General features: G+C 69.6%; 17 protein-coding genes and 2 pseudogenes. 10 read left to right on the top strand and 9 right to left on the bottom strand.

From position 1 onward, the window contains the following. Positions 1-7 precede the first annotated feature (7 nt). The 10 genes and pseudogenes from PZE19_RS16455 (at position 8) to PZE19_RS16490 (ending at position 10,344) form a co-directional block, all read left to right on the top strand. The gene (locus PZE19_RS16455) at positions 8-1,117 is read left to right on the top strand and encodes a DUF3987 domain-containing protein (RefSeq protein WP_277864359.1); all 1,110 of its coding nucleotides are present in this window, start codon (positions 8-10) and stop codon (positions 1,115-1,117) included. Beyond that, a pseudogene (locus PZE19_RS33010) lies at positions 1,117-1,263 on the top strand (TubC N-terminal docking domain-related protein); the annotation flags it as partial. The gene PZE19_RS16455 and the pseudogene PZE19_RS33010, both read left to right, overlap by 1 nt. 294 nt (positions 1,264-1,557) lie before the next feature. Then, a complete protein-coding gene (locus PZE19_RS33015; RefSeq protein WP_277861727.1) occupies positions 1,558-3,582 on the top strand; it encodes a DNA polymerase in 2,025 nt (674 codons plus the stop codon). Positions 3,583-4,725: 1,143 nt separating this feature from the next. Then, positions 4,726-5,445: a hypothetical protein gene (locus PZE19_RS16465; RefSeq protein WP_277861728.1), complete on the top strand. Its 720-nt coding sequence runs from the start codon at positions 4,726-4,728 to the stop codon at positions 5,443-5,445. Between the two features lie 734 nt (positions 5,446-6,179). After that, positions 6,180-6,950: a bifunctional DNA primase/polymerase gene (locus PZE19_RS16470; protein ID WP_277861729.1), complete on the top strand. Its 771-nt coding sequence runs from the start codon at positions 6,180-6,182 to the stop codon at positions 6,948-6,950. 94 nt (positions 6,951-7,044) lie between these two features. Further along, positions 7,045-7,446 (top strand): annotated as a pseudogene (locus PZE19_RS33020) (DnaB-like helicase C-terminal domain-containing protein); the annotation flags it as partial. Positions 7,447-7,466: 20 nt separating this feature from the next. Next, entirely contained in the window at positions 7,467-7,748 is a 282-nt protein-coding gene (locus PZE19_RS16475) for a hypothetical protein (RefSeq protein ID WP_277861730.1), read from the top strand. Between the two features lie 69 nt (positions 7,749-7,817). Next, a protein-coding gene (locus PZE19_RS16480; protein ID WP_438269972.1) for an ISNCY family transposase occupies positions 7,818-9,445 on the top strand; the annotation gives its coding sequence in 2 pieces (ribosomal slippage) (positions 7,818-8,826 and positions 8,826-9,445; 1,629 coding nt in all). Positions 9,446-9,819: 374 nt separating this feature from the next. Next, on the top strand, positions 9,820-10,110 hold the full coding sequence (locus PZE19_RS16485; RefSeq protein WP_277861731.1) for a hypothetical protein: 291 nt from the start codon (positions 9,820-9,822) through the stop codon (positions 10,108-10,110). Positions 10,111-10,137: 27 nt separating this feature from the next. Then, positions 10,138-10,344 carry a hypothetical protein gene (locus PZE19_RS16490; RefSeq protein WP_277861732.1) on the top strand — a complete coding sequence of 69 codons (207 nt, stop codon included), beginning with the start codon at positions 10,138-10,140 and terminating at the stop codon, positions 10,342-10,344. Between the two features lie 367 nt (positions 10,345-10,711). Here the strand turns inward: PZE19_RS16490 and PZE19_RS16495 are convergent, their stop codons facing one another. The 9 genes from PZE19_RS16495 to PZE19_RS16535 all read right to left on the bottom strand — a co-directional run bounded on the left by PZE19_RS16495 (position 10,712) and on the right by PZE19_RS16535 (position 26,242). Next, complete coding sequence (locus PZE19_RS16495) at positions 10,712-12,130, bottom strand: IS4 family transposase (protein ID WP_277858735.1); 1,419 nt, start codon at positions 12,128-12,130, stop codon at positions 10,712-10,714. Between the two features lie 129 nt (positions 12,131-12,259). Beyond that, positions 12,260-13,678 (bottom strand): IS4 family transposase, encoded by a 1,419-nt coding sequence (locus tag PZE19_RS16500; protein ID WP_277858735.1) that lies wholly within the window; start codon positions 13,676-13,678, stop codon positions 12,260-12,262. A gap of 124 nt (positions 13,679-13,802) precedes the next feature. After that, the gene (locus PZE19_RS16505) at positions 13,803-14,849 is read right to left on the bottom strand and encodes a tyrosine-type recombinase/integrase (protein ID WP_277861733.1); all 1,047 of its coding nucleotides are present in this window, start codon (positions 14,847-14,849) and stop codon (positions 13,803-13,805) included. A gap of 557 nt (positions 14,850-15,406) precedes the next feature. Then, entirely contained in the window at positions 15,407-18,169 is a 2,763-nt protein-coding gene (gene ppc / locus PZE19_RS16510) for a phosphoenolpyruvate carboxylase (protein WP_277861734.1), read from the bottom strand. A gap of 659 nt (positions 18,170-18,828) precedes the next feature. After that, a complete protein-coding gene (locus tag PZE19_RS16515) occupies positions 18,829-19,209 on the bottom strand; it encodes a hypothetical protein (protein ID WP_277861735.1) in 381 nt (126 codons plus the stop codon). A gap of 609 nt (positions 19,210-19,818) precedes the next feature. Further along, entirely contained in the window at positions 19,819-23,775 is a 3,957-nt protein-coding gene (locus PZE19_RS16520) for a S1 family peptidase (RefSeq protein WP_277861736.1), read from the bottom strand. A 48-nt stretch (positions 23,776-23,823) separates the two neighbouring features. Beyond that, on the bottom strand, positions 23,824-24,957 hold the full coding sequence (locus tag PZE19_RS16525; protein ID WP_277861737.1) for a C1 family peptidase: 1,134 nt from the start codon (positions 24,955-24,957) through the stop codon (positions 23,824-23,826). Positions 24,958-25,080: 123 nt separating this feature from the next. After that, positions 25,081-25,725 carry a protease inhibitor I42 family protein gene (locus PZE19_RS16530; RefSeq protein ID WP_277861738.1) on the bottom strand — a complete coding sequence of 215 codons (645 nt, stop codon included), beginning with the start codon at positions 25,723-25,725 and terminating at the stop codon, positions 25,081-25,083. A 370-nt stretch (positions 25,726-26,095) separates the two neighbouring features. Next, complete coding sequence (locus PZE19_RS16535; protein WP_277861739.1) at positions 26,096-26,242, bottom strand: hypothetical protein; 147 nt, start codon at positions 26,240-26,242, stop codon at positions 26,096-26,098. Positions 26,243-26,367: the final 125 nt, after the last annotated feature.

The raw sequence follows: 26,367 nt of genomic DNA on the forward strand, positions 1-26,367 counted from the left end.
GGGGCAGATCTTCGACCTCATGGCCGGCCGCTACGCCGCGAACAAGGACGCGGCGAAGTACGGCGTCTTCCTCAAGGGGCACGCCGGCGACGCCCTCCGCGTCGACCGGAAAGGCCGGCCGTCGGAGTTCGTCGCCCGGCCCGCCCTCACCCTCGGGCTGGCCGTCCAGCCGGAGGTCGTCAGGGGGCTGGGCCGGATCCCAGGCTCGCGGGGTCGCGGGCTCACGGCCCGATTCTTGTTCGCCATGCCCCGCAGCGTCGTCGGCCGCCGGATCGTCGCCCCGCCCGCCGTCCCCGAAAGCGTCAAGCGGGCGTACCGCGAGAGCGTGCTGGCCCTCCTGGGTCAGCCGTCCGACGCGGACGCCGCGTCGGTGGCGCGCGTGCTCTGTTTCGCCGAGGAGGCCCGGGCGCGATGGGCGGACTTCGCCGCCTGGATCGAGCCGCAGCTCGGGGAGGCCGGCCCGCTCGCCGGCATGGCCGACTGGGCGGGCAAGCTGTCGGGCGCCGTGGCGAGGATCGCGGGTCTGCTGCACATGGCCGACCACGCGACGGATCGGGCGCCGTGGGAAGCCCCGATCTCGGCGGGGGTCGTGGAGCGTGCGGTCCGCATCGGGCGTTATCTGATCCCCCACGCCCGCGTCGCCTACGACCTCATGGACGTCGACCCTTTGGTCGAGGACGCCGAGCACCTCCTGGGCTGGATCAGGCGTCGCGACGGGGGCGCGGCCGACGCCGGCCGCACGTTCTCCAAGCGGCAGGCGTTCGAGGGCGTCAAGGCGAGGTTCAAGAAGGTGACGGCCCTGGATCCCGCCCTGGAACTCCTGGAGAAGCACCACTTCATCCGGCCGCGCGCGGGGGAGCGACTTCCGAACCGGGGCCGGCCGCCCGGCCCGGCCTACGAGGTCAACCCCCTCGTCCTGGAAGGGGCCGCGGGGCCGACGATGAATCTCGCGCATCCGGCGGACGCGACGGACGGCCTCGGTCTGGCGGGAGGAGGGCGGTCGCCCCGGATTTCTGCGAATTATGCGAACGTCTCGGGCGCGTCTCCCGCTCGATCCCGATTCGCGGCGGAGCCCGCGATCGGAGGCGACGGGGAGTTCGAGGAGGGGGTGATCTGATGTCCGCCCGCGATGCCATCGCCGACCTCCGCGGCCGCGGGGTGGAGCTCGCCGTCGAGGGTGAATCCCTGAGGTTCCGGGCCCCGAAAGGTGTGATCACGCAAGACTTTCGAGACATGTTGCTTTTCTATAAAGAGGAGATCGTTCTGCTGCTCCGCACCCCCATGGCCCGCGAGCCCTTCCACCGCCCCACCGACGTCGCAGCCCCCGGTCCCCCGGCCGAACGCCGGGGGCGGTGGGACGCGTCGCGAGACGACGACGCCGGATCGCGGCCCGCCGGGAGAGAGGCGCTCCCGCGACTCCTCGGGAACTATTCGCATAATTCGCATATATCGGGCGGGAGGATCGCCGCACCGCGGATTGCGGTGGGCCTGATTCCTCGAACCCGCGAAGGTCGCGACGCTGCGGCCCGGAGTTCCATCCGGGCCGAGGCCGCCCGCGTGCCCGCGTCCCCTGCCCTCGCCTGGGACGGCCGCACGCTCGTCGGCGACGTGCTGGGCTTCCACGTCGAGGCGTCCCGCGCCGCCGCGGGCGAGATCGCGCCGCCGGCCCTGGCCGCCTCGGCTTCGGGCTCGGAGCGACGCCTGGTCCGCCCCGACCTGCTGGGCGCGTTCGTCCGCCTCCACGGCGACCGCCGCCTCGTCTTCCACGACGTCGCGGCCTCCTTCCGGGTCGTGGCCGATCACCTCGCCGCACGCGACGAGGTCGAGGCGTTCGAGGCGTGGCGGGCGATCGCAGACGCGGGCCGGATGCACGACGTCGCGCTGCTCGACCAGCTGATCCGGCTCGCCAGGGCCGACGACCCTCCCCGCCCGCGGGGCCTGGCCGAGATCGCCGCCGAGTACGCCGGGATCGACGGCGAGTCCCTCGGACCGGGGGCGGCAAGGGGCCTCATCTCCCCCGCCGATGCGGCCGCGGCCGCCCTGGCCGCCTTCCGGCCGATGCGGCGGATCGCCCTGGAGCTCATGCGTCCGTACGCCGAGATCCGTACCGGCGCGGTCGAGAAGTTCGGCGTCCTGACCGAGGCGATCCAGGTGAAGGGCGCGATCGCCCTGGCCGCCGTCTCCCGCGCCGGCCTGCTCGTGGACGTCGAACGCCTGGAAGCCGCGCGCGCCGGCCTGCGCGGCCGCGCGGACGCCCTGGCCGCCGGGCTGGCGGCGACGCCCGGGTGCGGCCGCCTCTTACGCCTCGAGCCCGATGGATCGTTCGTCCGGACCTCGACGGGGGCGCCGAGCCTGGACTCGGCGGCGCTCGAGGAGGTCCTCATGGGCGTCGCCGAGGATTTAGGCCGCTCGATCGAGCTCCCACGCACCGCCGGGGGGAAGGTCTCCGTCGCGACGAAGGCGTGGGCGTCGCTGGCGCCGTCCCACCCCTTCGTCGGGGCCTGGATCGAGCTGGAACGGACGTCGTCGCTGCTCCGGTCCGCCGCAGCCGTACGCGGCCCCTGCGTCCGCCCGACGTACGCGCCGCTCGTGCGGACGGGGCGGTGCAGCTGCTCGGGGCCGAACGTGCAGGCGCTGCCCCGGCGTGGCGGCATCCGCGAGGCGTTCGTCGCGCCGCCGGGACGCCTCTTCCTGATCGTCGACTACTCATGCGCCGAGCTGCGGACGCTCGCGGCGGTGTGCGAGGCCCGGTACGGAGCCTCGCGGCTGGCCGACGTCCTCCGTGCCGGGGACGACCCCCACGCCCACACGGCGGCCGTCCTGGCCGGGGTCGCGCCGGTCGAGTTCGCGGCGTGGCGGACGGGCTCGCCCGGGGATCGCGGCCGCTTCGACGAGCTGCGTCGCCGGGCCAAGGCGGTCAACTTCGGCATCCCGGGCGGACTCGGCTCGGCCGCCCTGGCGGAATACGCCCGCTCGAGCTTCGGCGTCGCGATGACGCAGGCCGAGGCGCGCGCCCTGCGCGAGCTGCTGGTCGCGGAGGTCTACCCCGAGCTGCGCCTCTATCTGGCGGACGGCGAGGATTCGCACCGGGGCGAGGGGATGGTCGGCGGGCCGCGAGGGCGATCCTCTCCCCCGGGGGTGGCGACGCCGACCGGCCGCGTCCGGGGCCGGGTCGGATACAGCCAGGCCCGCAACACGCCGTTCCAGGGCCTGGCCGCCGACGGGGCCAAACTGGCCCTGTGGGCCCTGACCCGAGAGGGCTACCGGGTGGCGGCCTTCATCCACGACGAATTCGTCGTCGAACTCCCGGAGGAGGGGGTCGACCACCTCGCGGAGGCCCGCCGTATCGAGGCGATCCTGGACCGGGCGATGGAAGAAGTCACCCCCGGCATCCCTTCGGCCTGCGATTTCGCCCTGGCCCGACGATGGTCCAAGGACGCCAGGGCGGCCTTTTCGCCGGACGGCCGGCTCGTGCCCTGGGAGGACGGCGAGGCGAGTAAGCCCTGCAGCTCACCTGATCGCCACTTTCCACGGCGGGAGGCGTCATCGATCGCAGCCCCGAGGAGGGCCGCCCCGCCGTGAATCACGTGATCCACCCCGGGCCGCGTCGCGGGAGGCAGGCCGCACGCCGAAACCGCCTCGAGCCGGCGTCCGGGACGGGGGCGCCCGACGGCGGCCGGGGCGGATGCGATATCGAGGCTCCAGGAAGACGAGGCGGCGGCCGAGCCTCTGTCCTCCGGGTGTTCGATCGAGGCCCGGGATACGGCCGAGGACGGGCTCCCAAGGCCGAACGGCCAGGGCCTCCAACACACCTCTCCGAGGCCGTCCTGGAGACATGAGACCGCGACGGCCCTGAGGGGCCGGTCTTGCAGCCGTTCCCGAGGAGCCCCGGATCTTAGCCACGGATGAAGAGTGGGCAGGTCGTCATGCTCGTTCGAGCCCAGGGCGAGCGGCTGGCCGTGCGGACGTCGTCCGATCCCGCCGCGCCGTCCATGGGGGGGGGTACGTCGCGGCACCCTCGAAACAGGGGCAGCCTCCCATCGAGGAGGAGTGGGGTCGGAGCAGACCGATCGCTTCGCGGATGCCGAGGCGGTTGGGCCGACGTGCCGTCAGGGTCGGTTCGTGGCGCGCCTAGTAGGGCTCGGCCCTCAGAGTATCTAACGACTGCATGTGAGGACGGCCTGGCCTCGAGACCATCCCCACGTCGCGCCGCCGGCGGGCCGGGCCGTTTCGCGGCGATGGTGCGGGCCGGCGTCGGAACTCATGGCGGGCCGTCTCGAAGTCGGGGCGGCCGCGTTCGTCGGGCCGCCACGACATCCTCGTCGGACCGGCAGGGCCGCCGCGGGGGCCCCCGGACGCTCATCGGCGAGCGGTCGTGGACGCGCATCTCATCGATCGACCTCGGCACGCCGACGGCATCCTTGCGGTCCGGACCGGCCGGCTCCACGCCTCGCCGGCGAGCCTCGGTCGACCGAGCGGGCTCGCCGTCCGCCCCCCGCGGTGGATCACGCCGCGAGAGGGCGTGGCGGACTCGTGGAGCCTCCGAGGCGGCCGGTTCGGTCGTCGACGCGGCGGGGTCGATCGGCACGCGCGACGCCGGTCGCGCGGAGCCGATCCGGGGACGGATGGCGTCCCGACCGAAATCGATCTGCCTGCAGGTTCGCGACCCGGCGTAACCTGGCCCCCGGAGACAGTGGAGTTCCGACGGCGAAAGGATAGATGCTCATGTACGGCTCGATGTTCCCGTTCCATCGCATCGGGATCGAGGGAGACGCCCCCCGAAGCCCCGCCCGGACGCGGCGGCGCAAGTCCACCAAGGGTTCGAGGAAGCGCCGTCCGGCCGGCCCGCCGACCAGGCCGAGATTGCGGCCCGAGCAGGTCGAACTGCTCGCCGCGGCCCTGATCGTTCGCCCCAGGGCGGCGAAGACCGCGGCGTGCGAGCTCAAGCCGGCCTTCTTCTCGAGCGAGCCGCACCTCGAGGTCCTCTGGGAGGTCCTGCTGGGGGTCTTCCCGGTGCACGGCTTCGGCCGTACGCCTTGCGACGCCCTACGCGCCGCGGTCGCCGCACGGCTCGAGGCCGCGTCGCCCCCCCTGCCTGCCGAGGCGGGGGCGGCCTTGCTGGCGGCCCCCGATGCCGACATCGGGCCCGGGCTCGAGAGGGGCGCGAATGGCGCGACCTGGAGGCCGGGCGTCATTTACCGAGCTTTTCACGAACTCCGGACGGTTGGACCTTCCTCCCTGTCGGGGTTCCGGCTCCTCGGTCGATTCCTCTACGAACGAGGGGTCATCGACGAATCGAGGCGGCTCGCCGCGCGATCCATCGAGGCGATCCCCGGCGACTTCGATTCCAGGTTCGACGAGATACGCCACCGCCTCGAACGACTCAAGTGGCTCGGCGGGCCGATCGTCTACACGCTCGCCGACCATCCCCCCCCCGGGCTGTGACAGCCCGCCGGGCCGACCTCGTAACCCCCGGCTGCATCGGGGCGCCGGGTCGGGGGCTCCGTCGTCCCGCCATGTCCCCAGGAGCGCGCTCTCGCCCCCGGAGCCGGATCGAACGCCCATCTCCGACTCGATGGGACGCCGATCGCATCGACCACGGCTGCCGAATCCGCCTCCAAAAGTTGGCCCTCTGGGGGCGATCTCGGCGGCGTCGCGGCGTGGGCGGACCCCGGTCGAGGGAGGCGAGCCCACCTTCCTCAAAGATGCGGCAAAAAGCCGACGGGCCGGCGACGGTAGCCTCGCGGCCGGATCTCTGCGCGAAGGCCGGGCCGCCCCCTCGAGCGACGGGGCGTCCAGCGGCCCGACGTCGGCCCGGCCCGAGCCCCCTCGGCGCCGAAAGGGCTCACGCCTCGAGCGACCCGGCCGCGCCGTCGTCACGGCCGGAAGCCGAGGGGCCGCACCACGACGGCCTCGCCCGTAAGGCCGGCCCGGCACGGCGGATCGCCCGGTCGCCCAGCGGCCCGGAGCACGAGGAGATCGAGCCGTCGTCCCGACGGGCCCGTCGTTTGAGGCGCCGCGACGGGACGCGAGGCCTCGCCCGTAGGCGGAAGAGTCCTGCCGCGTCTCCGGCCGCCCTACCCCCGGGCCCCGCCTACGGCCAATTGGCCGGGGCTTCGGCCCGGGTCGAGTCCTCGGAGAATCCGAGGGGGCGCCCGCAGGGCGAGGACCAGGGCCACATGGCGGACAACAAGGGCTCGGCCGCGGGGTATCGGGGGGCGGTCGGCCTCGTGGCGCTCAACTTCGACATCGACCGCGACGACCACCTCGAAGCCCTCGCCGACGCCCGCCGGCCCCACGCCCCCCTCTCCGGCCGCTACGGCCGCGACGCCGTCGTCGCCTACTACAGCGGCGGCAAGGGCTACCACCTGGTCGTCCCGGTCCCGGCCGGGGCGATCGCCCTCGCCCCCGACGTCCCCGCGATCGCCAAGGTGCTCGCCCTCCGGACCGCCGAGGAGGCCGGCGTGGTCGTCGACCCGGCCGTCTACGACGTCCTGAGGATCTGGAGGGCCCCCAACACCCGGCACCCCAAGTCGGGCCGCTGCAAGCTGCAGCTCTCGGCCGAAGAGCTCGAGTCGCTCGACGCCGCCGCGATCGCCTCCTCGCCGAGGGCCGCCGCCGTCCCCTCTACGGCCTCCCTCCCGGGGCCCTTCCTCGCCGCCCGCGACGTCCTCGCCGCCGCCCCGGCCCCCGCCTCGCGGTCGGCGACCGCCGCGGCGGGCGTCGCCCGGCTGAACGTCACGACCCGTCGGTTCTTGGAGGACCCCCTCGAGACCCACGAGGCGGGTCGGGCCGTCGCCCTCTATTCGGCGGCCGCGGACCTGGTCGAGTCGTCCGGCGACGACGTCGACGCGCTCGTCGAGCTGTTGCAGCTGCCGATCGCGCTCGAGATCGACGTCGAGGCGACGAGGCAGATCAGGTGCGGGATCGACCGCGGGAGGGGCCTGTGATCGCCGACGCCGCCCCCGCCCCGCCCCCGTACCTCGGCGGCGACCAGCTCTACGAGGCCTGGTCGTCGTACCTCGCCCCCCCCTCGACGCCCGCCTGGACCGACGGGATCCAGTCTTCCACCGCGCCGAGCTCAAGCCGGGCAAGGTGGTGGGCATCGTCGGGGCCCCCGGCGCCGGCAAGACGGCCCTGTCGTGCCAGGTGGCCTTCGAGGCCGCCGCCCGCAATCCCGAGCTGCGGGTCCTGATTGCAAACGTCGAGATGCCGCCCCAGGCGATCCTCGACCGCCAGCTGCTCCGGCTCTCGGGCGTCCAGCCCGCCGCCGCCCACTCGTCCGCCACGCCGGACGCACTCGCCCGGCTCGCCGCCGGCCGGGAGGCCGTCTGGGGGCTTCTGAATCGAGTCGCCTTCTCTCGCGACCCCCACAAGATGCCGTCGATCGTCGCCGCGGCCGCCGCCTGGCGGGCCGACCTGATCATCATCGACTACGTGCAGCGGGTCCAGTCCGGACGGCTCGCGTGGGTGCCGACGAACGCGAGCAGATCAACGCGTGCGTCGCCGACGCCCGGCGGATCGCCGACTCCGGCGGCTGCGTCTTCCTGGTCTCCGCGAGCCGCCGCACCGGCGGGTCGGGGTACGGCCGGCCCGGCCTGGCCTCGTCCCGGGGATCGTCCGAGATGGAGTTCGGCTGCGACGACCTCTTCACGGTGGATTGCGACGAGGCCGCCGACCTCGAGGAAGCCCCCGAGGGGACCCCCCCGACCCCCCGGCGGGTCATCCTCGACCACGAAAAAAACTAGGACGGTAGAGCCGGCTTGATCGGTAGTTTGCCATCGGTTCTCCTGGGGAAGCCCTCCAGGAGTCGACCGATGCCCAAGCCCAAGCGGACGCCACGACCGGCCCCCACTCGCACCGTCGAGCTGACGACCGCCACCCGCGTCTGCCCCGGGTGCGACCGGCCCCTCTGGGCCGCCTACAAGGGCCGCCGCGTCGTCGCCACCCTCGAGGGGCTCACCCGATTCGCCGTCCAGGTCCGACGCTGCCGCGATGCCGACTGCCCCCGCCACAACGTCTCGCTCCGGGCCGAAGCCGAGGGGGCCATCGCCCTGCCGCAGCAGGAGTTCGGCCTGGATGTCATCGCCCTGGTCGGTCGCCTCCGCCATGTCGAGCACCGCGGCGTCGCCGAGATCCACGCCGAGCTGACCCGACGCGGGGTGGGCATCTGCGTGCGGAGCGTCTCCTGCCTGCTGGACCGCTACGACGAGCTGCTCGCCCTCTCGCTGTCCGACCCCGCCCGACTCCGCCGGGTCGTCGCCGAGGCCGGGCGGGTGATCCTGGCCATCGATGGGCTCCAGCCCGACGTCGGCCACGAGGTCCTCTGGGTCATCCGCGACGTCCTCTCCGGCGAGATCCTCCTGGCCCGGAGCCTTCTCTCCTCCTGCCGGGCCGACCTGGCCAAGCTGCTCGGCGAGGTGAGGTCCGCCCTCCAGCCCGAGGCCGAGGGGGCCGCCGGCGTGCCGATCGTCGGGGTGATCTCCGACGGCCAGCATTCCATCCGCGACGCCGTGGCCGAAGCCCTGCCCGGCGTGCCGCACCAGCTCTGCCAGTTCCATTACCTCCGCGAGGCGGCCCGGCCGATCTACGAGGCCGATCGCCACGCCAAGGTCACGCTCAAGAAGAAGGTCCGGGGCATCCGCCCGATCGAGCGGGCCGTCGAGGGCCGCGACGACGACGAGGCGACGGCGATCCGGGGCTACTGCGCCGCGGTCCGCACGTCGCTGACCGACGACGGCCGGCCGCCGCTGGCGGCCTCGGGCCTGGTGCTGCGGGACCGGCTGGCGAAGGTCGCCGAGGGCCTGGACGAGGTCGGCGCCAAAAGGGGCTCCCGAAAGAACTGACGCGGCTGCGTGCGATCCTGGCCGGGGGCCTGGAGGCGACCGATTCGGCGTGGCCCGAGGTGCGTGCGGCGTTCGGCCGGGTGCATCGCGCCGCGGCGATCCTGCGGAACAAGGCGGGGCTCGACGCCGCCGGGGTGCGGCGTCGGTTCGTCGGGCTGATGGGGGAGATAGGGCGGCATCGCGATGCCGCCGGGGGGCTGGACGACGCGGTCGGCCATTTCCTGAAGGTGACGCGGAGCTACTGGCCCGGGCTGTTCGCCTGCTATGACACGGCCGGCCTGCCGCGGACCAACAACGACCTGGAGCAACTGTTCGGCTCGTATCGCCATCACGAGCGGCGTTGCAGCGGCCGCAAGGTGGCGTCGCCGGGGATGGTGGTGCGGGGCTCGGTACGGCTGGTCTCGGCGACCGCGACCCGGCTCCGGCCGATCGAGAGGGCCGACCTGGTGCCATCGGACCTCGCGGCGTGGCGGGCGCTCCGCGGTGGGCTGGAGCGGAGGCAGGAGGTCAGGAAGATGGGCCACCGCTTCCGCCGCGATCCCGCGGCTTACCTGCTGTCGCTTAAGGAGATCATGATCAAGCCGGCTCTACCGTCCTAGAAAAAAACAGATACGGCGCGCAGAGCCGGAAGGCGCTTGAGTTCGTCACCGACCGCCAGCTGTTCCGCCCCGCCGCGATCGTCGCCGAGCCGACGATCGACCCCAGCACCGTCCCGCTCCCCGCCACGAAGGCCGCCGCCCCCGCCGCCCGTACCCCCGGAGGTGCCGTATGGTGACCGAACGACGCCCGAGGTCCGCCCCCGACCGGATCAGCTACTCGGCGGCCAAGTGGTACGCGTCCAACCGCTTCGTCGACCGGGGGCTGCGAGCTGGTCTCGAGGCCGGCGGCCGTCGTCTACGCGATCCTGGTTCGCGACACGCAGCCCGACGGCCTCGCCCGGGCGGCCGTCGCCGACCTCCGCCGCCGGGGCTGCATGTCCACGTGCTCGACCTCGCGCGCAATCCGCGAGCTCATCTCGCTGGGCGGGCTCTACCTCCACACGCCGGGCCGCCCCGGCAGGGCCTCGATCTACTCGATCTTCCACCCCGAGACCCTCGAGAGCTGGAACCCGGACGCCGCCGCGGCGATCCGGGCCAGGCTCGGGGCGATCCCCGCCGAGGAACTGGAAGCGATCGAGGCCCGGCGGGCGTCGTTCCCCGCCGAGGCCGCCGCCCGCCGGGCCGCGAGGACGGCCCGACTCGCCCCCCGAACCAATTCCGCCTGATCTCCAAACGAACCCAAAGACCGAACCATGACCGCCAGCATCGCCCACCTCGCCGACGTCTACGCCCGCCGTCTCGCCGACCCGATCGCCGCCGCCATCGACGACTGGCTCGCCCAGCTCGACTGGGACGACCTTCGCGACGCCTCCGCCGACGTCGTCGGCGACCACGTCGAGGCGCGGGACCACCTCGACGGGGGCGTCGCCCACGGACTCGGCCCGGCTCGGCGAGCCTGAGCGGGTGCGATGGCGGGATCAGGCGAGGCAATGGCTGCGGTCCGACCTGGCTGCCTTGAGGAAGGCCCTGGAAATCGACCCGGATACGGCCCGCGACCTGGTCCGGACGACTCTGTCGCACTGGAGGGGCGAGCCCGACTTGGCGGGCTTGCGCGAGCCGCCCGAGCTGATCGAGCGGTCCGTCGATGAGCGGAAAGACTGTCTCTCGCTCTGGAATGAGGTGGGCCTCGTCGAAGAGCGTGCCGGGCAAGCCAGATGAACATTTAATTTCTCCAAATTAAATTTTAGTGAAGAATTTAACTATGTTTTTGGATGTGGCTTTCGCCGAGATCTTGAAGCGCGCTTCGGTGTCGTCGCCGAATGGCACTTAGATTTTGCTAGCTCGTTTGAGCATATGGAGTTTGATCTCCCTTCGCGGCCGCTTCAATTCCTCATACCCTCTCGGCCCCTTCCTGGTCATGCGGGGCTCGAACCGGTCGGGCCGGTCGGCCACGCGATGCACGGCGATGGCCCCGAGCAGTTGCTCGTAGAGTTCCTCTTGGTCGTCCGCACCGCTGTGCGCCCGGTAGGCGATCAGCGGCCGGAACGCTTCGAGAACCTGGAGCGTCGCTTTGAAGCTGATCGAGCGAGGTTCCACATTTTCGATGGTCGCCGCCTGTGCCATCACCGTGCGGATCAGGTTGTACGCCAGGACGTGGGCCCAGATCTCCTTGCGCACCAGCTCCGGCGTCTTGCACCGCAAAACATCCATCTGCAAGGTGATTTTGATCGAACGCAAATCCAACTCGTTGTTCCACCTGGCCCGGTAGAGCGAAGCCAGCTCCTCCGCACTCGCCAGCCCGGGGTCCAGGATGGTCGTCACGACGACGACCGACCGCGTCCGGAACCCGGGCTGCACTACGCGGAAGCGAACCTCGCGGACGGTGATCGCCTCGGGCAGCGCGTTGTACGTCGCCCGGTCCACCGAGCGGATCGACGACGGCTTCTTCCACACGACCACGTGATCGTCCTTGCCCAGGCGGGTCCCCTTGCGGAAGTCGGCCCGGCGGTGCGCCGACAGGCGGCTGACGGTGTCGACCCCGCGTTGCTTGAGCAGGTACATTCCGACCCAGCCCGACATCAGGCGGTCGCCCAGCAGCACGTCGCCGGGGCGGAGCACGTCCCACAGCTGGCGCAGCAGGCTGACCTCGCCCTGGCCCTTGCCGGCGTAGCGGCAGACGCCCAGGTCGAGGATCGCGCCGCAGGACAGCGAGATGATCGCCCCGATCCGGGCGGGGGCGAAGCTCGTCCCGGGCACTTGGTTGTAGGCCAGAGGGTATTCCCGGCGGTTCTCCGGGGTGTCGGGCATGGAGACCGTCGAGCCGTCGAACAGGCAGACGCGGCGGCCCTTCCAAAGCCACTGCGGGTCGACTCGCGCGTCCAGGTTCCGCCCCACGAGGCGGGCCACGGCGGCGAAGAACCGCTCGGGCAGGCGCTTCCGCGCCTGGCAATACGCCCCCGTCTCGGAGCTGCACGGCTCGAGCCCCTGTGAGACCCGGTGGGCGATCAGCCGCGCGACGGCGGCGCGGCAGGACTGGTCGGCGTTGAGCACCTGTCCGATGAACACCCAGAGGGTTACCAACGGGGCGTAGATGCGGTCATTCCAGGTCGCCTCGATCTCACGGAGGGCCTCCTCGAGGCCGCTGGCGGATAGGACGTCGGCGAAGGGGAGTCCGCCTTCCTGGACGAACTGTTGGCGGAGGAGGTCGATCTGATGCCGAAGACGTCCCTGCGCGTAGTTGAACATCAATCTGGCTCCGAGCCGGTGAGGGTTGTACGCCCTCATCAGAGCCAGAATGCCCGTGGCTTCCTATCCTGCGGCGGGGGAACCGTTTGTGAAAATCTAAGTGCCATTCGTGTCGTCGCCGAATGGCACTTAGATTTTGCTAGCTCGTTTGAGCATATGGAGTTTGATCTCCCTTCGCGGCCGCTTCAATTCCTCATACCCTCTCGGCCCCTTCCTGGTCATGCGGGGCTCGAACCGGTCGGGCCGGTCGGCCACGCGATGCACGGCGATGGCCCCGAGCAGTTGCTCGTAGAGTTCCTCTTGGTCGTCCGCACCGCTGTGCGCCCGGTAGGCGATCAGCGGCCGGAACGCTTCGAGAACCTGGAGCGTCGCTTTGAAGCTGATCGAGCGAGGTTCCACATTTTCGATGGTCGCCGCCTGTGCCATCACCGTGCGGATCAGGTTGTACGCCAGGACGTGGGCCCAGATCTCCTTGCGCACCAGCTCCGGCGTCTTGCACCGCAAAACATCCATCTGCAAGGTGATTTTGATCGAACGCAAATCCAACTCGTTGTTCCACCTGGCCCGGTAGAGCGAAGCCAGCTCCTCCGCACTCGCCAGCCCGGGGTCCAGGATGGTCGTCACGACGACGACCGACCGCGTCCGGAACCCGGGCTGCACTACGCGGAAGCGAACCTCGCGGACGGTGATCGCCTCGGGCAGCGCGTTGTACGTCGCCCGGTCCACCGAGCGGATCGACGACGGCTTCTTCCACACGACCACGTGATCGTCCTTGCCCAGGCGGGTCCCCTTGCGGAAGTCGGCCCGGCGGTGCGCCGACAGGCGGCTGACGGTGTCGACCCCGCGTTGCTTGAGCAGGTACATTCCGACCCAGCCCGACATCAGGCGGTCGCCCAGCAGCACGTCGCCGGGGCGGAGCACGTCCCACAGCTGGCGCAGCAGGCTGACCTCGCCCTGGCCCTTGCCGGCGTAGCGGCAGACGCCCAGGTCGAGGATCGCGCCGCAGGACAGCGAGATGATCGCCCCGATCCGGGCGGGGGCGAAGCTCGTCCCGGGCACTTGGTTGTAGGCCAGAGGGTATTCCCGGCGGTTCTCCGGGGTGTCGGGCATGGAGACCGTCGAGCCGTCGAACAGGCAGACGCGGCGGCCCTTCCAAAGCCACTGCGGGTCGACTCGCGCGTCCAGGTTCCGCCCCACGAGGCGGGCCACGGCGGCGAAGAACCGCTCGGGCAGGCGCTTCCGCGCCTGGCAATACGCCCCCGTCTCGGAGCTGCACGGCTCGAGCCCCTGTGAGACCCGGTGGGCGATCAGCCGCGCGACGGCGGCGCGGCAGGACTGGTCGGCGTTGAGCACCTGTCCGATGAACACCCAGAGGGTTACCAACGGGGCGTAGATGCGGTCATTCCAGGTCGCCTCGATCTCACGGAGGGCCTCCTCGAGGCCGCTGGCGGATAGGACGTCGGCGAAGGGGAGTCCGCCTTCCTGGACGAACTGTTGGCGGAGGAGGTCGATCTGATGCCGAAGACGTCCCTGCGCGTAGTTGAACATCAATCTGGCTCCGAGCCGGTGAGGGTTGTACGCCCTCATCAGAGCCAGAATGCCCGTGGCTTCCTATCCTGCGGCGGGGGAACCGTTTGTGAAAATCTAAGTGCCATTCGTGTCGTCGCCCGCTTCAGCCGGCATCGGCGTATCTCCGTCGGCAGCAAGGGCACTCGCTGCCGCTGCCCTTCACCAGTGCATGGAAGGCAGTCGGCTGCGGCAGCGACTTGATGGCCCGGAACGCCAGAGGTGCCCGGTGGGCGTAATGGCGATAGGTGATCCCGCCGATCGAGTGGCCCAGGATCTCCACCGACGACTCCGGCACGTTCTCGTCGTGGTACGTCGCGCAGGTCTTTCGGAGGTCCTTCAGCTCCCAAGACTCCTCCCGACCGGTCTCGATATCCAGCCTGGGTTTGATGCCGGCGAGCGAACAGAGCGACTGGAACCGGGAGTTCGGGCGGGCCCCGCCGCCGAGGAAGACCCGAGAGTCGGGTCGCGGGTCGGCCGGCATGATGTCCCGGAGGTGAGCGTGGACCACCCGGTTCATCGGGCGATGGAACGCCTTGCCCGTCTTCACCCGCCGGTAGAACAGCCAGCCCCACGGCGACCGCTCCTTGACCTCGCGGTCGGGCGAGGGCCGTTCCCACGAGACGTGCCGCCAGAGCATGGGCTCGTGGGACGGCGTCGATTCCCAGACGGTCCCTGTGTCCACGCCGTAGTTGAAGAACAGGACCAAGGCGGAGCGCCAGTACCGGCCGATCGGCAGCGGGGCGTCCCAGCCGCGAGGCCGCGACATTGCGTGGGTGGCGAAGTAGAGGGCGTTGATCTCGGCCTTGGTCAGGTAGTGGCGGCCGGCGACGTCGCGCTGGTCCCTGGGACCGGGGAATCGCGGCGGCGCCTCGATCAACTCCTGCTCCCAGGCCCAGGAGAGCACGGCCCTGAGGTGCTCGCGGGCCTTGTTTGCGGTACGACCCGGGTTGGTCCCCTCGTCACTGACGGCCTGCTCGTGGACCCAGTCGAGGAACTCGCGGACGTCCTTGCGCCTCAGCTGCTCGATCGGCCCCGCGCCGCCCCACCGCTCCCACTTCCGGATGGTCGAGGCGTACTCGTTGCGCGTCCCGCGGGATAAGCCCTTGGCGCGGGCATAGCTCTCGGCCGCCGACTTGAACGTCGTCGACATTCCTCGGCCCCCATCCATGAGGTCCGTTCGCCGAACGGGGAATCTCACGATCACGTAAGTTCCAGACCTCTGAATCGGGCGATGGCGTATGGAACGATCGTGAAAATCGCCGCGAGGGCAACCGAGCCTGCAGAAGGTTCCTGCTGGGGCGAGTTGCACGAGGACACGGCCTGGCGGACCGACGCGCTTCCGAACGGGTGAGTTCGGAGTCGGTGCGATACGCAGTCCGCCGGAGGCGGGTTCTCCGTGAGCCTTCCACCCGCCCCACGCTCCCTCAACGCCTCGTCGCCCGAGTCCTTTCCACGGCGGGTCGCGCCGCCGAAGCCTGATCGTTCCGTCGCGCCAAGTCGACGCGAGGGCCAGCCCACCCGTAGACGACGAGACGGCGTTCGCGCGTGGGGGATGGCGGTCCTGCGTCGGCCGACGCCTGAAACACCAGGTTCTGCTCTGCCGGTCGGCACGGCGACATGCGAAACCGCCGATCACCTTCGCCCCCCCTGCAGGCTGGGTTTCCAACCGGCCTTCCGCAAGTCTGATTCGGCGGGCTTCCCCCGCCGTCAGCCGGTGTTCTTCAGGCCGGAAGCAATCCCGTTGACGCTCTCGAGGACTCCGGCGAGCAGGTCCTCGTGCGGGCTTTCCTCGGCGCGGAGGCGTCGGAGCAGGACGAGTTGGATGAAGCTGAGCGGGTCGACGTAGGGGTTGCGTTGCTGGATCGAGCGTTCGAGGATCGGCATCTTCTCCAAGAGCGTCGATTGGCCGGTGATCCGGCCGACGACCTCGACGGCGCGGCGGTATTCCTCGGAGATCCGGGCGAAGATCGCGTCGGCGAGGGCGGGATCGTCGACGAGGTCCGCGTAGAGCCGGGCGATGGTCATGTCGGCCTTGGCCAGGATCATCTGCGCGTTGTCGATCAGCGTCCGCCAGAACGGCCAGCGGCGGTACATCTCCTGCAACGTCGCCAGTGTCTCTGGCCGCTCGGCGAGGAATTCCTCGACCGCGCCGCCGAGCCCGTACCAGCCGGGGAGGGTGTGTCGGCATTGCATCCAGCTGAAGACCCAGGGGATCGCCCTGAGATTCTCGAGCGCCGTCGACTTGCCCCGCCGCGCCGGCCGCGAGCCGATCTTGAATTCGGCCATCTCGCCGATCGGCGTGGCCTGCTGGAAATACGTCAGGAACTCGGGCGTCTCGTAGACGAGCCCGCGGTAGATCCGGCACGCGGCGGGCGCGAGGCGGTCGAGGACCCGGACCCAGGCCGGCTCGGGCTGCTCCCCCTCGTGAGGGAAGCTCGAATGGAGGACGGCGTGGATCAGCTGCTCGAGGTGCCGCTCGGCGATCCCGGGATGGCCGTAGCGGTCGGCGATCACCTCGCCCTGCTCGGTGATCCGGAGCCGGCCGTCGACCGTCCCGCGCGGCTGGGCGAGGATGGCGTGGTTCGCCGGACCGCCGCCCCGGCCGATCGCGCCGCCCCGGCCGTGGAACATCTGCATGGTCACGCCCGCATTTCGGCCCGTCTCCACCAGATCGACCTGGGCTCGGTAGAGGGCCCAGGCCGACTGGAGGGACCCGCTCTCCTTGTTGCTGTCGGAGTACCCGATCATCACCTCCTGGAGGTTCCCGCGAAGCTCGAGGTGGCGGCGGTAGATCGGCAGGCCGAGGAGCTTCTCCATGATCGGCGAGGCGTTCTGGAGCGGCTCGAGCGCCTCGAAGAGCGGGACGACGTCGAGCCGGCTGATCCCCTCGGCGGGCCGGAAGAGCCTCGCCTCGCGGGCGAGCAGGAGGACTTCGAGCAGGTGGGCCGGCTCGGTCGTCGAGCTGATGATGTACTTGTCGATCGCCTCGGGGGTCCGCTCCTCGAGCAGGGCGGCGACCATCCGGAACGTCTCGACGACCTCGTTCGTCGCGTCTGAGTAGGCCAGGCGGGTCGGGATCATGGGGCGCGTCCCCTCGAGCTCCCGGGCGAGGACGTCGAGCCGGGCGTCGGGCGAAAGCGAGGCGTAGCCCTCGCAGACGCCGGCGTCGCGGAGGATCTCGTCGAGCGCCGAGGCGTGCCGGGCGCTGTGCTGGCGGAGGTCGAGCGTGAGCAGGTGGACGCCGAAGACCTCGACGAGCCGGATCACGTCGCGGATCGACCCGTTCGCGGCGGCCCGGGCTCCGACGCGACCCAGATCGTCGGCGATGAGGCGTAGGTCGGCGAGCAGCTCGTCCCGCCCGAAGTAGACCCCCGGCGTCGGCGTCCTGGCCGCGTCGGCCCAGGCCGGGGTCGACCGGAGGGATTCGAGCGTCCTGCGGAGCTTGGCCCCGATCAGCCTACACTTCGCCCGGTAGGGCTCGTGCACCGGCGGGCGAGGCGACTCGGGGAAGAGCGCGGCGTCCTTCGCGATCGACTCGAGCAGATCCTCCCCCGGCTTGAACGATCGGTCCGAGTGGCTGAGCCGCCACCAGAGGGCGTCCATCCGCTCGATGTAGTGGCCGAGCAGGGTCTCGGCCTGGAGCCGGATCGCCTCGGCGGTGGCGCGGGGGGAGACGCCGGGGTGTCCGTCGCGGTCGCCGCCGATCCACGAGCCGAAATGGAGGAAAGGCGGGGCCCGCCACTCGCGGTCGGGATAGGCGTCGCGGAGGCTCGCCTCGACCGTCCGGTAGACCCGAGGGACGACGTCGAGCAGGTTCTCCTCGACGATGTTGAGGCAGTGGCGGACCTCGTCGAGGACCGTCGGCCGGGTCCCCCGGATCGCGTCGGAGAGCCAGAGCGCCTCGACCTCCTCGGCGATCGCCTCGGCGGCCCTCGCCCGCTCGGCGGGGACGGGGTCGCCGCGCTCCATCCGATCGAGCTCGCGGGCGATGGCGGCGAGCTTGCCGAGGATCGTCCGCCGTCGAGCCTCGCTCGGGTGGGCGGTGAAGACCGGGCAGATCAGCGCCCGCGCCAGGTGATCGGCGATCTCGTCCGCCGTCACGCCCCGGTCGCGGAGCGCCCGAAGGGCCTCGCCGGGGCTCTCGGCGTGGGGCGCGTCGTCCGCCCCTCGCCGGCGGGCCCTGAGAGCCCGGACGCGGGCCTGCTGCTCGGCGAGGTTGATGAGGTCGAAATAGATGCTGAAGGCCCGGATCAGCGTCCGCAGCTCGGGCAGATCGAGCCGGCCGAGGCGGTCGCGGAGCCGCCGCGCCTCCTCGACCGACGGGTCGGCCCGGAGCCCCTTGGCCGTGCCGCGGACGTCCTCGACCAGGTCCAAGGCCTCCGGCCCGGCGAGCCGGCGGATCGTTTCGCCGAGCAGGTCGCCGAGCAGGTGGATGTCGTCGCTGAGCGCTTCCAGGGCCTCGGGCTGCATGGCGACTCCGCGTCGGGGGCGTATCCGGGACCCAACCACGAGCTGCGACTATAGCATCCCGCGGCCCGTTCCATCACTCCTAGCTGCCGATGGGTCGGCGCGACGACGTCGAGTCCGTCCGTAAGGCTGCGTCGCGGCCGGGCGAGCGGAGGCCGGAGGCGGCCCGCGACGGGTCGCGGGGCTCGCCCCCTCGCGCCTCGCCCCCCGCGGCCGTTACTCCGAGCAGGTCATGGAACGCGCGGCGGAGCCGTTCCCGTGAGCGGGACGCCAGGGCGCCATGGGCAGGGCCGCCGGTGCAGGGCCGCGTCTCGCGGGGAGGATGTCGACGTAACGCTGCATTCGTCGGGACGCCGCCTCGCCGGGCTCACGCTCGGCCGCCGGTACTGCGGCGGGCCGTTATGGCGCAGGTGTAGTCGGCCGAAGCCACTCCTGATTTATCCGCTTCGACTTGGCGGACCGAAGCGCGCATTGCAGCCTCGCGGCGATCGACCCCCGTGGCTCAACAGTGCTGCACGGCCGGTCGTAATAATCACTCGGACATGGGCCAAACATGGTCTGTCAACCCGCCGCCATCGCCGGGCTGCGTCTCATCCAGCAGCCTTCGTCATCCTTGGACGTCAGGGTCCGCACTCGCCAGCAGAAACCGTAGGTATAGAGGCTCAGGAACGTGAGCGCCTCGTGATACAGCCAGTCTTCGAGGATCGATAGGACCTTCGGCTCTTGCGGGCGTTGCGGTGGCGATTCGTCCCGTTCTCGCGCTCCACAAGCGCCGTGTTGATCGCGCGGCAGACCTTCGACATCCCCAGGGCCAGGAGTACCGCCGCGACGATCACGAAGTCGGCCCGCGTGCCGATCTCGATCACACGACCCTTCTCGCGCCGATTCGTCACAGTCGCGTAGGTCAGGCTCGGCGGCACGGCCTGGTACGGAGCCTTGGGGCACCCGGGCCGACCCGTCCGGGGCGGCGTGACCGTCGCACCGTAGGCGTGGGGGATCGCCGTCTCGCAGGCCGGGTAGCCGTCTCTGCTCATCAGATTCATGACCCGGCCCCCGGTCCCGCGGCGGAAGTCGGCGAGGAGTGCCTCGGTATTCTCGATGGCCTGCGCCCCGGCACGACGGCGACGACCAGCTTGTGCTCTGTGTCGAGGGCTGCGTAGTCCGAGTAATCTCCCCTGTGGTCGTCGAACGGATTGGTGCGGTCGCAGTGGGCCTTCGTCGCCAAGAAGAAGGCCCACTTCTCATGAATCCGGACCTCGGTCGTCAGGGGGGAAACCGCCACGAGGTCGTCGCAGGCGGCCCCAGCGTGTGCGCTGGCGAGGCGGCCGTAGGGGGCGACAGTGTTGGGTCGACCCAGCAGAGTCGGCCGGTCTGGCGGACGCGGCAGCCTTCGGCGACGTGCTCCAGGACCGATTTGACCTTCGCGGAAGGGAGCCGGGCGTCGAACAGGCGCGTCCCCTGCGCTCGGTGAACGGGGCCTTGCAGGTGCCGCAGCGGAGCATGCGGCGCGTCGTGCCGGGGCCGTAGCGGCCGGTCACGGTCATCAGTGGAACGGTCCATTACCACATGCTCTCCGGGACCTTATCGGCGCATCCCGCAGCTCGTAAGATATCCCCCGTAGCGTTTGCAGAGGCCGATAGGATTTTTCGGCTTTAGCGCACAACTTCGTCTTTTAAGGCGGCCCGCAACAGCATCCGGGGCGTAGCAGTACGGTTTTCGACTTGGCCGTTCCGGAGAATGGAGACCTCCGCCCCTTGATCCCAGTTCTCTTCCGAACGGAGGCGCGAGACGAGCTTCGAGACGATGTCCAAATTCTCGTTCTTGTAGGAGAGCAAGGCGTCCTGGAACCTCAGGCCGAAGGCCTCGTCTCGTTCGTCGGGAACACTGATGACCACGATCCGGGTCGGAAGCTCGCGGTCCATTGCGTCGAGGCACGTCGCTTTCACGCGGGTCCCCCGATCGTCATAGGCGTAGACGGCCCTCGAATAACCCCAGAAGGAATGCACCACCCGCTTGCCTTCGGGGTCGAAGTACGCCTCCTCAACCTGATTCCCGCGGCGGTCATACGCGCGGGTGTTGCTCGCTACGCCGCCGGCATTCGGTGAGCGCTCGCCGTCTACCCCGTAGGAATCCTCCCGGGTGATGTTCCCCCAGGTATCGTACTCATACTTGACCATCGCGTTGCCGTGGAGCCGGTGCCTGGCGGGCTGCCCCGCCGGGTCGAAATAGCGTATCTGTAGGACCCGGCCGTGGGCGTCGTAGGTCGACTCCGACCTTGCGACCTCAATCCCGTTGTGGCTAACCAGCCCGTTCGGGCCCCAGTACGCTTCCTCGGTGACGTTCCCGTGGTCGTCGTACGCCTTGGAGAGCTTGATATACCCGCCGGGGCAGGGCATCGGCCTCCGCAGGACATCCAGGTACGACTGGGAGGTCGTGTTTCCGCGCTCGTCGAAGGTCTCGACGACTACGGCCACTCCTTCGGTAAGATTGATGACCGGCCTTTCATCTGCCCCGAGATAGGTCAGCTCGACCGCGTTGCACCGCGCGTCGTACGCCGCGGCGATCGCTGCAATCCCGTCGGCCGACGGGGTGAGCTTTTCTTCCTTGTCAAAGTTCCGAACCTTCGTGGTATTCCCTCTCGAATCGAATTCCTTCTGGATCCGGTGGACCGGGGCGTAGCTCGACTTGATACCGCTGGTGATGGTCGGGAGGCCCTCCGTGTCCCAGAAGGCATCTTGGATCGGGTTGGATTGGTTGTCGTAAACCCATGTTTCGCTCGCGTACCCGTCGTTCAGCAGGGTCGGTCGGCCTTTCGTGTCCAGATAGAGTTCCTTGATCACGTTCCCGCGTGAGTCGTTAGTCGACCGGATGCCGGCGTACCCGTCGGAGTGCAGCACCGGTTCGCCGCCCACCCCCAGGTAATCCGTCGCGAGGATGTTGCCGCGGTTGTTGAACGACCGCGTGCATCTGGCGTAGCCCCGCTTCCCCAGGGTCGGACGCCCGGACGCGTCGAAGTATGCCTCGACGAGCGCGTTGCCCCGGTTGTCGAATTCCCACCGGATCTCGTGGAAGCCCTCGGCAACGATCGTCGGCGAGCCGCCGGCGTCGAAGTAGGATTCGCCCGTCCGATTGCCCCGCTCGTCGAACGTGGACCGCATCTCGTGGACTCCCTCCTTGCGGGCCATCGCTCTTCCGTCCGTATCAAAATACGTTTCATTGATCACGTCACCCCTCGCGTTGTGGCGAGCGCGGAGCGTGGCGTACCCGTTGTTGTGGCGAGCCGGCCGGCCATCGGCGCCGAAGTACGCCTCCTCGACCCGGTTCCCCCTCGCGTCGAACTTGCACTCGATCCTCGCGTAGCCGTCCTTGCTCGCCGTCGCGCGTCCGCGCTCGTCTAGGTACGATTCCGACACGCGGTTGCCGCGGTTGTCGTAGGTTCGCGCCACGCTCGCGTAGCCGTTGCGGTGTTGCGTCGGCCGGTCCTTCACGTCGAGATAGGTCTCGGCGACGACCTTGTTGTCCTGGCTGTACGTGTACGTCACCTTGGCGTAACCGTCCTTGTTCGGCGTCGGGCGGTCGTCGGGGCCGGAGAACGCCATCCAGGCCTGATTACCCCGGCCGTCGTAGCCGCAGGTCAGGCTCGCCATGCCCGACTTCTGGACCGCCCGATTCCCGTGTACGTCGAAATACTCCTCTTTTTTCATGTTGCCGCGTTCGTCATACGTGTGGGCCAGCTTGGTGAATCCGAACTGATCGAGGGCCGGCTTCCCTTCGGCGTCGAAGCACGTCCCGCTGGTCTCGTAGCCCCGGTCGTCGTGGACCAGCTCCACGCGGGCGTAGCCGTGCTTCTGGACGATGGGCTTCTCGTCGACGCCGAGGTAATCCTCGGTTCGGACCTCGCCCCAGTCGTCGAGTGTCAGCCGCCTGACGGCGTATCCGTCTGCGTTGAGGGCCCGCCGGCCCTCCGCGTCGAAGAACGCTTCTTCGACCAGGTTGCCCCACTTATCGCGAGTCCATGTGAACCGCGCATACCCCGCCTTGTGCGTAGCGGGTCGATCCGCCTCGTCCAGTAACGAGACCGAGGTGTTCTGGCCGAGCGCGTCGTAGGTGAACCTCCTCTTGACGTACCCGTCGCGGCAGCACACCGGATTCCCGGTCTCGTCGAGGAAGGTCGCCTCCGTGACCTGCCCGGAGGCGTCCAGGACGTAGGAGAGCCCGAACACCCCGTTCGAGTCCGTCTGCGGCGCCCCGTCTCGGTCCACGAACCGGACCTCGTTCGCGAACCCCTCGTCCGTCAACGAAAAGACGACGGCCGCCGCCCCCGACCCCAGCCGCGCGCGGGGGAACCCGGCCGAGTCCGTGTACAGGCCGGTCGTCGGCGGGATGTTTGTGTAGCGCAGCGACCAGACGACCTCCCCCATCCGGTCTCGGGCGGACTCCTCGACCAGAAATCTTCGCTGGTCATACATGTAGTGGTATTTGCATTCGAGCTTATTGGTGACCCCGTCGGTCGGCGGCTGGAGGATGGCATTCACGCCGTGGTTGATCGTCAACTTGCCGTGACCGCTGACGATCTCGACGTCCTCGACCAGGCCGTTCCTGGAGATGAACTTATAGGAAGCCGCCCGGGCCTGAGCCTGCCTCGGGCTCAGGGGCCCGATGCCGACGGGGACGCCGTACCGCTTGACGACGCTGGCAAAGTACTCGACCTCCTCCTCGCCGCGGTCGCGTTCATACTGTCGCCTGTTGCGCTCGATCTCCCGGCGCGTCGCCGCGCCATCGCGGGCCTGCTTCTCCGAGCCGCCCGCGGGAGGGGCAGCCGGGACGGCGAGCAGGTCCTGATACACCTGGAACAGCGGGTCCTTCGCGGGCTCTCGCAGCATGACGGCTCGCCAGGGCACCGCCCAGCCGATGTTCTTTTCGTCCATTCCGCCGTCGACGACCGCGACCACCCGGTTGAGGCTGTCGAGGACGGGGGCTCCTGAGTGGCCGGGAAAGACATTGCCATGGATGGGCAGCATCAGGACGTTCAGCCCCGGTGTCTTCCGCACCTTGAAGCCGTCCCGGAGGTCCTCATTGATCAGCCTAGTCAGCGGGAACAGAGGCCCTTCAGGCCCCTTTTCGACGTTGACGTCGTCCGGCGTCGGCCGTGGGACCCCTTTGGGATGGCCGATGAAGGTGAGCTTTTCCCCCCGGAGTGCCTCCCAGTCGACGTCTGTCGCCTGCTCGAACCCCTGGGCGTCCAGCCCCGAGAACTCGGGAGACGAGAGCACCGCGACGTCGCTGGCCACGTCAACCTGGACAATCGTCAGCGGTTTGGTGAGCTTCGCCCCCTTTTCCGAGACGGCCTCGATCGTCGCGTCGGAGACCAGGACGCCGTGGAGCGCCGTGACGATGCCGCGGATATGGCGCAGCCGGAATCCCGTCTGCGTGGCGACGATGCGAGGCTCCTCCTTGCTCGGGTCCTTCTGCTTGACCGTGACGAAGTAGATGAATTCGTTCTGGGCGTGCGCCGGTCCGGCCGCGCCAAGGATCGAGAGGGCCCCCAGAATTAGGGCGAGCGCCGGTTGCCTGGACATTTTCGGCCTCAAGAGATGTTGCCCATTCATCGCGCCCCGGACGTGGCCACCCCGACCCCGGCCTGCCGCCCGGACCGGTTACTGCTGGGCCTGCGCCCTGACCCAGGCGGCGGCGTACCCGACGTTGTTGCAGTCGAAATCGATCCACATGTAGCCGCCGGAGCCCCAGTCGGAGCCCCAGGAGTTCTTGATCAGCCAGGCACGCCTGGCGTCGTCCCAGCCGACGATCGTCACGGCGTGGTTCACGTTGGCGTTCACGTCCGTCCGGTCGCTCACGACCTTGGTCTTGAACACCCCGGCCCCGGCGTAGGCCAGGAAAGCCTCGTCGACATACACCGCGACGGAGAGCGGGCCGTACTGGCACAAGGCCTCCTTGATCGCCTCGCGGTCCGGGATGGGCTTGCCGCTATCGACCAGCCCGAACGCCTCGACCTTGTAGGGCGTCGGCACCGAGCCGCCGCACGCGCCGACGACGCCCTTGTAGGGCACGGTGTCCTCGGTCGCGGTGCCGCCGGCCTTCATGAACTGCCACGCCGTCCAGTACCAGTCCCCGTCGCACCCGCCAGTCTTGCCGCAATCCAGGATGTGCTGCTCGGACGCATCGACCTTGTCGTTGCTCTCGCGGGTCCGCAGGATGCGGCTGCTCTCGAAGGCGGCGGTAGCCGCGAAGCACCAGCACGAGCCACAGCTCCCCTGGCCCGTGTTCTGAAGGTACGGGCGCACGGGAGTCACTGCGTTCGCGGTCCGCCAGTCGAAGGACCTGGCCTTGGGGTCGGGCTTGGTCCCGAGTTCCTCGGGGGCGATTTTCGGCTCGATCTTGCCCTGCTGGAGGAAATCCTTCGGAATCCGCAGGCCGGTGACCTGACGGACCGCGAATTCGAACGCCTTCCTTTCCAGTCGGAACCGTTCCTCCTCGGTCGGCTTCGCGGGGTCGGCATAGAGGGCGTGGCTCGTGAGCTTGAAGTTATTCTTGAGCGTGATCACAGACTGGAAGACTTTATTGAACCGGACTTCGAACCGCGCGTTCGACCGCTGGAGTTCGTCCCGGAGCCGGTCGAACTCGTCGAGCGCCTGCGCGGCCGCGTCCTCCTGGGCCCCCTGCGTATTCGGCCCGGCCTCGCCGCCCGGGGTGATCGTCCCGATGACGGCGATCCCCGCCAGGGCGGCGAACGCGATCCCCGGGGTTACGAGCGTTCGGAGTGTTTTCCTCATGACCGTCTCTTGTCCTGGGAGAATTGGGAGCCCGCCCGTACGCGTCCGGCGGAACGACTCGATGCGGAAAGCTGGGCGGTCGCCCCGGCGCGACCCAACATGAGATCGGCGGCGCAGGACGTACTACCTCGCCAGTTCGATGTGCAGGCGCAGGTCCTTCGGGTCCGGATTGCCGAAGGGTCGCGCGAGCTGGAAATCGAGGTCTCCTTCGTCGAGCACCTGAAAACGGAACACCTTGTACTCCCGTCCGCCGGGCTTCTTGTCCTGACTCTCCGTCGTGACTTCCCCATCGGGCTTCAGCCGATTCGGGTCGTGATTCTTGAGCTTCCAGGTGTATCCCGTGGCCTTCAATTCCAGCCGGACTTCGAGCAGGTCTCCCTTCGCGGCCGTCCCCTCCAGCCGGGTGCGGCTCTGCGTGAGCTGGCTCTGGTCGACGGTGATCCGCACGATTGCCAGTTCGATGTGCAGGCGCAGGTCCTTCGGGTCCGGATTGCCGAAGGGTCGCGCGAGCTGGAAATCGAGGTCTCCTTCGTCGAGCACCTGAAAACGGAACACCTTGTACTCCCGTCCGCCGGGCTTCTTGTCCTGACTCTCCGTCGTGACTTCCCCATCGGGCTTCAGCCGATTCGGGTCGTGATTCTTGAGCTTCCAGGTGTATCCCGTGGCCTTCAATTCCAGCCGGACTTCGAGCAGGTCTCCCTTCGCGGCCGTCCCCTCCAGCCGGGTGCGGCTCTGCGTGAGCTGGCTCTGGTCGACGGTGATCCGCACGACTTGGCCCCCGTCGCGAACCGGCGGGACGACGGCCGCAATGACACATATGAAGACTGCGGAAGCGGTCGCGAGTCTCCGCCGGGAGGGAGGCCGGTCCCGCTCGCGAATACGTCCGTGGAGCCGGGGTGTGATTCCGCAGCTGGCCGGATCTCCGGCCGCGACCGCGTTCGACCGACACATGTCGGGGTACTCCTTGGATCGCGGGACGCCGGGTCACCGGGCCGTCTGTCAGGAATCGCCGGAAGCTGCGCTATCCCGATACCTCTCAACAAATCTCCTGTGATCCCTCCGGAAGGAGAAGCACCGCAGCGGCCAGTCGCCTCATCTTCGAAGGCCAGTACCATCATGTCAAGGATCGGGAAAAGGCTCACGAGGCCGGGCGGGTGCCCGCCCCCATGCGGAAGCAGATGACGCCGACAGCGAGTGTCGTCCAGGCGTCGATGATCGTCCCCGGGGGGGCGTAACGCACCCGCAGCCGGCGCAGCCCCTTCAACCAGCTGATCGTCCGCTCCACGACCCACCGGACCTTCCCCAGCCCGATGCCGTGCGGCGTCCCCCCTTGGCGATGTGCGGATCGGCCCAAGCCAGCGTAGCAACGCCCACGTCCCCTCGCTGTCATACCCGCGATCGGCGTACAGC

It is taken from the genome of Paludisphaera mucosa, from assembly GCF_029589435.1.
Lineage (GTDB): Bacteria > Planctomycetota > Planctomycetia > Isosphaerales > Isosphaeraceae > Paludisphaera > Paludisphaera mucosa.